The 6,067-nt window shown below is 32.1% G+C and carries 9 protein-coding genes; all 9 read left to right on the top strand.

Annotation, left to right across the window (positions count from 1 at the left end; genetic code table 11):
- Positions 1 to 268 (top strand): hypothetical protein (locus AC1DG9_RS21845; RefSeq protein ID WP_477635229.1); only part of this gene is annotated, 268 nt, incomplete at its 5' end.
- Positions 269 to 1,054 (top strand): hypothetical protein, encoded by a 786-nt coding sequence (locus AC1DG9_RS21840; protein WP_337717716.1) that lies wholly within the window; start codon positions 269 to 271, stop codon positions 1,052 to 1,054.
- A 133-nt stretch (positions 1,055 to 1,187) separates the two neighbouring features.
- Entirely contained in the window at positions 1,188 to 2,168 is a 981-nt protein-coding gene (locus AC1DG9_RS21835; protein WP_337717714.1) for a PD-(D/E)XK nuclease family protein, read from the top strand.
- Positions 2,168 to 2,857 (top strand): hypothetical protein, encoded by a 690-nt coding sequence (locus tag AC1DG9_RS21830; protein ID WP_337717713.1) that lies wholly within the window; start codon positions 2,168 to 2,170, stop codon positions 2,855 to 2,857. The genes AC1DG9_RS21835 and AC1DG9_RS21830 overlap by 1 nt, the downstream gene beginning before the upstream one ends.
- Before the next feature lie 2 nt (positions 2,858 to 2,859).
- Positions 2,860 to 3,636 carry a group I intron-associated PD-(D/E)XK endonuclease gene (locus AC1DG9_RS21825; RefSeq protein ID WP_337717711.1) on the top strand — a complete coding sequence of 259 codons (777 nt, stop codon included), beginning with the start codon at positions 2,860 to 2,862 and terminating at the stop codon, positions 3,634 to 3,636.
- A 49-nt stretch (positions 3,637 to 3,685) separates the two neighbouring features.
- Positions 3,686 to 4,816 (top strand): putative phage abortive infection protein, encoded by a 1,131-nt coding sequence (locus AC1DG9_RS21820; RefSeq protein WP_337717709.1) that lies wholly within the window; start codon positions 3,686 to 3,688, stop codon positions 4,814 to 4,816.
- Between the two features lie 104 nt (positions 4,817 to 4,920).
- Entirely contained in the window at positions 4,921 to 5,343 is a 423-nt protein-coding gene (locus AC1DG9_RS21815; protein ID WP_337717708.1) for a very short patch repair endonuclease, read from the top strand.
- Between the two features lie 41 nt (positions 5,344 to 5,384).
- Positions 5,385 to 5,576, top strand: a complete 192-nt coding sequence (locus AC1DG9_RS21810; RefSeq protein ID WP_477612392.1) for a hypothetical protein — start codon at positions 5,385 to 5,387, stop codon at positions 5,574 to 5,576.
- Positions 5,566 to 6,067: DNA cytosine methyltransferase (locus AC1DG9_RS21805; protein ID WP_477635228.1), on the top strand; the 502-nt coding region annotated here is incomplete at its 3' end. The genes AC1DG9_RS21810 and AC1DG9_RS21805, both read left to right, overlap by 11 nt.

The following is a 6,067-nucleotide window of genomic DNA, read 5'->3' as shown; positions in this document are numbered from 1 at the left end:
ACAGAAAGCACTGTGGCTGTTATATGTCATTAAAAGTGAAAAAAACGTCACTGAACTAACCGTAACTCAAATAGTCAATACTTTTAATACTCATTATAAACAGTCTAAAACGATAAATTCAGGAAACGTAGCAAGAGATTTAGGCAAAGTAAAATTAGGAAATGGTGCTCTTGTAGGTGAGGATGCGACTTCTAGTCCACGACGTTGGTATCTTACTGATGCTGGCGATAGTTCTGTTCAGAACTTAATTAAAGATTCCAAAAAGTAAATGGGCTTAGTTGAGAAAAATAACTTAATTGCAAAATTATCACCACCATTTGATCATCTTTTGGCAACCCAATTCGTTGATGAGTTTATTTCTATGGAAAGAAGATTTATTCAGAGAGATTGGGAGCCTGCTGAACTTGATGCCGGTCAATTTTCAGAGATTGCTTTTAGAATTTTGTATCACCTAGATAGTGGAAATCTTAGCTGTACGAAAGAAGTTAAAGATTGCGTAAGATATTTTATTAATAATGATGTGACACATCTTCTTAATAGGAAAGATGTCTCTCATTTATCGACTGTTTTACATGCTATTTATAAATTTAGGAGTGACAGAGGTGCCGTTCATATATCTCCTACATATAGTCCAAATCACATGGATTCAAAGTATCTGATCGAATCAATTAGGTGGTGTATGAATGAGATGCTGAGGATATTTTGGAATGGTGACAGAGAAGAGGTAGCTAAAACAATTAGAGAGCTCCTTCAGTTTGATGTACCGTGTATTGGGGTTTATGGCGATATTGTGGTGGTTCAACGCACCGATCTTAAATCTGACGAGGAAATTTTAATTCTTTTGCATTATGCAGGAGAAAATGGATTCAGTAGAAAGGAGTTGGGGATTCATTCAATGAGTAGCTCATCTTCTGTCACTGTTAATCTACAACGGCTATGCGCGCCCAACAAAAGACAGGTTATTCAACTAAAAAATGGCAAATACCGTTTAACAGATTTGGCTAGTAGAAGAATTCGAATAGAGCTAGCTGATAAATTGTTGCTAAGTATTTAATTATGGCTCAATAGAATTTGCACCCGTAAATTATCATTTTTAGACACCCTAATTCAAAATCAAAGATACTGTTATCAATACAAATAATTTTATGAGTCTTTTTCAATCTTTATTAAAACTTTACAGAACGAATATGATTAAAACTCCACTTGAGGATTTTACTACTGAAATATTGGTTTTTATTCTTAATTCTGATATTGATTTATCCAATGAATTTGTGAATGAAGTCTTGAGGGTTGAGGGTGAAGATTTTAAAATTGATTCTCAAGTAGTGTATCCTTATAATGAGAATAACAGACTGTATTGTCGAATCGATATGGTTTTTAAAAATTCAGAAATGATATGTTTTTTAGAGAACAAGGTTCATTCAAATGAGGGTTATGATCAGTTGTGGGCTTATTCAAAGGTTTTGCATGGACTAGGTCGCTATACCAAAACTTATTTACGCTATTGTACTAAATATCATGATAATAAACATATGACGGACCACGATTTTAAGCAATTTAGATGGTGTAACATTGCAAATTTCTTGAGAAAATGGAAAGACAAAGAAATCATAGGCCAATTTTTAAACTTTTTAGAAATCAATCAAATGGGTAATTCAACAGACTTTACAATACAGGAAATATTGTCACTAGAGCATTTTAACAATGCTTTCATGAAAATGGAATCGTATCTTGAAAAAATCAAACCACAATTTATCTCTGTTTTCGGGGACTACAATAAAGTACAGGACTCAAAAGTTATAGAACAATTAAGAGACTTTAAACGTGTCATCTTTCGAAAGATAAATATAATTGGGAATGGATATAGTGAATTGGGCGTTGGTTTTGATTTTAGTGCAAAACCAATATTAATGGTTTGGATCTGGCTTGATAGTGAGAACTCAAAAATTCAAAGTTTTAATTCTATGTTATCCTCTCTACCTATGTACGAAAATTCAAAAGGATATTTCACCATAGAACAGCCAATGTCCGATTTTTTGAGCAGCTCAGATATGGAATTAGCTATTGAGAAATGGTTTATAAAAGGATTTGATGCAGTTAAGAAATTGATTGATGAAAATCCGAATGTAGGTTGGAATGATGTACTAATTGAAAAACAAATTCTATAATGACTTGTGTACATAAATTCTTTGGACACAGTGCTCATCTACGAGAATGTAAAGGACTTTTACCAGCTTGGGAAGCTAAGACTTTAATTGTTGGTACTTTCAATCCAGAACAAAGTTGGCATCCAAAAAATACTGCAAAATACTATTATGGGAGGAGTAGAAATTACTTATGGAAAATACTCCCTCTTTTTGCAAATGAAGGATCAATAAGTCATCAAGATGTACCCACTCAATTAGCTTTTCTTCAAAGAAATAAGATCGCTTTAACAGATTTGTTAATAAGTATCAATGATGCAGATTTTACAATCCCAGAACATCAAAATAGAATCCAAACTGTACTAGATAGTCAAATTGAGATGTTTAATGAGTTTACATGGAATACAAATCACGTACTTGAATATATTAAAGAAAATAGAATCGAAGTGGTTTACTTTACAAAATTAGGGAAGGCTAACCAGTTAAATGTATCACCTAATTCTTTTGAATGGCAAATTAGGAAGATAGAAGATCTTTGTCATGAACTAAAAATTCCTTCTTTTAGGTTACACACACCGTCGGGTCAGGGATTAGGTAAAGGAAAGCCTAAAAAAAATAAACTTATACGTAAGTGGTTTTTGGAGAATGGGGGAGATCATTTCCCCTTTTTGTTCCAAAAATTTAGCTTAAAGCAATTCCCATTTATCGAATAATCATGATAGAAACTAGGGAAATACTTAAAAAATTAGATAAATCTCAAAGCGGAATAGCAGGAGAGTTTTTTGCAGCTGGAGAACTTGCAAGAAGAGGGTTTAATGTTTCATTAACATTCGGTAATACTAAAGCGATAGACTTGCTAGTTGAGAAAGATGGAAAGAATTTAGCAGTTCAAGTAAAAACAATCCAGTCAATTCGTTCATCTGGGTGGAGTATTCCGTATACAAAAATAAATCAAGAAATGTATTATGTTCTTGTACAGCTAAATGCAGATAAGTTGGATTTTTCTCCTGAATTCTTTCCAGTTTCGGGCATGTTATTAAAGCAATTAATTAAAAAAGTAAATAGTGGAAGAGATTATATCGATTATAATCCTTTGAAAAACCTCAATCTTCAAAACAACTGGGACATTTTTAAATACGACTACTCAAGTGGGCCAGTTAGTAAATTGGAATCTTTTAAATTATTTAAAAAAGAGCTTGAGAATTTATTTGATAAAGAAATGATGGTTGATTTCAGGACGAGGCTATCTAGTTTATTCGACTTCACTAATCAAACCTATTCATTTAACGATAGGGAGTTGTCTTTGCTACTTAGAAATGAAAAGGTAGATTATTCAATACTATCTTTGAATGTATTAAAGCATCTTCTGCTATTCATCGCAAAAAGAGATTACTCAACTGATAATTTTCTATTAAAGAGTGTTTCGACTGAGATTGTTATCGAAATAATTTCTCAGATTGAAATAAAGGATGGGCAAATGGATCCTGTATAATCTGTAAAAAAAATCTAATTAGTCTATGAGTTTAATATATTGTTGATAAATGAAAAAAAAAGTAAAAACTATCTTATACTTTTCTGTAGCTATTTTTTTGGTTTTGTCTATTCAATTGTTATTTCAGCATCCGCCTAATAACAAAAGCATAGCAGTGGATTTTACGGTTTTTGAGGGGTATGGGTCTGCTTTAACTGGGATTTTTTCAATTGTTAGTGTATACCTGCTTTATAAAACACTCACTTACCAGGTGGATTCTTATGATTTAAATCAATTCGAAAATCGAGTTTTCGAATTGATAAGATATCATAGAGATAATGTCGATTCAATAAAGATGCGAGCTCCTGACAAGGCAGAAGTGGTATATTATGATGGTCGAAAGGCATTACGCGAGATTCATAAACAGATGATTTTAATCATCAAGGATATAAGGGGTATATTCGAAAATAATAGTGCCTATAAAATATCAAATTTGAACGCTCAGAATATCGATGAGGTTGCAGATAGATTAAATCTACCGGTACACAAATTAGATTTATATAATGTTGCATATTTATGTTTATTTTTTGGATTAAGTGAGGAAGGGAAAATTTCCATAGAAGATGCTTTAAAGGATAGATATTCGGAGACTTGTATTAAAATGGTGATTGCTAAACTCAATAAAAGATCTGCCAAGTGGCAAAGGGAGAATAAGATCGGAGAAGGCCTGCCTGCTAAGTTCCCCTCAAAAAGTAAAACAAAATATTTCGGGGGACACCAGTATAGATTAGGACATTTTTTTAGACATCTTTTTCAAATCGTAACCTATATTGACAACAACAATGATATTTCTTTTGCCAAAAAATACGAATACGTTAAAATTCTGCGAGCCCAGCTTTCAACCTATGAACAAACACTGATATTTTTTAATAGTATAAGTAAATTAGGGATGGCATGGGAACTTAACGTAGATTGTACAGGAATTGCATCTAATAAACAAAAAGACTTTAAGGTGTATAGAGGGCTAATAACCAAGTATAATTTTATAAGAAATGTACCTAATGAATTTATTACTAGTATAAGAATTGATGAAATATATCCTAATATTACATTCGAAAGTTGTGAGGATAATAAGATTAAAAAGGACTTTCTAAGTATATACAAAAAGAAGGTTAAATATTTCAAAAATAGGGATGTCTGATAAACTACAACTATAGACTCCCTCCTTAGAGAATATTATACTAAAAAAAAGATTTGCCTCGCTAAATAGAAAATAATTTTGGTTAAGTTAGGTTTAAAAGAATTATGACAGATGTTCACTCTAAGGAAACCCGCTCTTATAACATGAGCAAGATTAAGGGGAAGGATACTGCCCCTGAGCTTTTAGTGCGTACATTTCTACATAAAAACGGTTTCCGTTATCGTATTCATGTAAACGATCTACCTGGTAAACCCGATATAGTGTTACCAAAATATAAAACAGTAATATTTGTCCATGGTTGTTTCTGGCATGGCCATGAAGATTGTAAATATTATGTGGTTCCTAAAACAAGAACAGAATGGTGGTTGAATAAAATCAATACCAATATCATCAATGACCAGATAACACAAGGTAAACTTATAGAGAAAGGATGGAGGATAGTTGAGATTTGGGAGTGTGATTTGAAAAAGGTCAAAATTGAAGCTACTCTTTTAGCGTTAAAAGAAAGTTTTGGTATAATCAAATAAAAAGTTTACATTTCAGTGCGGAAATAAGTAAAATTATAACCATGCGTACCAAGGAATTAAAGCTCTCATTTGAAAAAAAAACAGATAAATTGCCTCTTCTCGCGAATAATTGCAATAGCTCTATTGCTGAAATAAGAAATCAAAAAGGAGATATCTCTCTGATAATTCAAGAAAGAGAAATTAACACTTCTTCATTTTTCAGCAGTTTCAATTCTTCTGCTTATGAAGATTAATCAAACACAATCTATTAAACAAGCCAAAAGAAAGTACTCAATGTTAGAGTTTTACTATAAATTTTATAATAAGAAGTTTAAATTTAAATCCCAGCAGTTAGCTAATGAAATTAAGAATATCCTGGATAGTGAGCATTTTACTATTATAAATTCTTCTAAAGATCATATTCCGGTAGAATATAAATCCGGTCTTGGCGAGCCATTGTTTATTCTCCTGAATAATCTTTATCTAACGATAAGAAAAAATGATGGCAAAAATCATGCTCTTTTAAAAAAGTATTTACCTGAATTGAAAAAGAATCCTACCTCCACATATCAATTTGCCGATTTTTTCAGCGGGGCCGGAGGACTAAGCCAGGGGCTTATAAATGCAGGGTTTGAACCTGCTTTTGTTAATGATAACTATTTAGATGCGCTGGAAACTTATTATTTCAACCATACCCTGTCCCTGGACCGTTTCTTTAACGGAGATATTCAAGAGCTTTTTAATG

It is taken from the genome of Pedobacter sp. 05L430, from assembly GCF_056397585.1.
This window is presented reverse-complemented; position numbering and strand designations above follow the sequence as displayed.

Bases quoted from the DNA above. Each gene is read 5' to 3' on its own strand.
- AC1DG9_RS21840 (WP_337717716.1), top strand. From the start codon at position 269: ATGGGCTTAGTTGAGAAAAATAACTTAATTGCAAAATTATCACCACCA.
- AC1DG9_RS21835 (WP_337717714.1), top strand. From the start codon at position 1,188: ATGATTAAAACTCCACTTGAGGATTTTACTACTGAAATATTGGTTTTT.
- AC1DG9_RS21830 (WP_337717713.1), top strand. From the start codon at position 2,168: ATGACTTGTGTACATAAATTCTTTGGACACAGTGCTCATCTACGAGAA.
- AC1DG9_RS21825 (WP_337717711.1), top strand. From the start codon at position 2,860: ATGATAGAAACTAGGGAAATACTTAAAAAATTAGATAAATCTCAAAGC.
- AC1DG9_RS21820 (WP_337717709.1), top strand. From the start codon at position 3,686: ATGAAAAAAAAAGTAAAAACTATCTTATACTTTTCTGTAGCTATTTTT.
- AC1DG9_RS21815 (WP_337717708.1), top strand. From the start codon at position 4,921: ATGACAGATGTTCACTCTAAGGAAACCCGCTCTTATAACATGAGCAAG.
- AC1DG9_RS21810 (WP_477612392.1), top strand. From the start codon at position 5,385: ATGCGTACCAAGGAATTAAAGCTCTCATTTGAAAAAAAAACAGATAAA.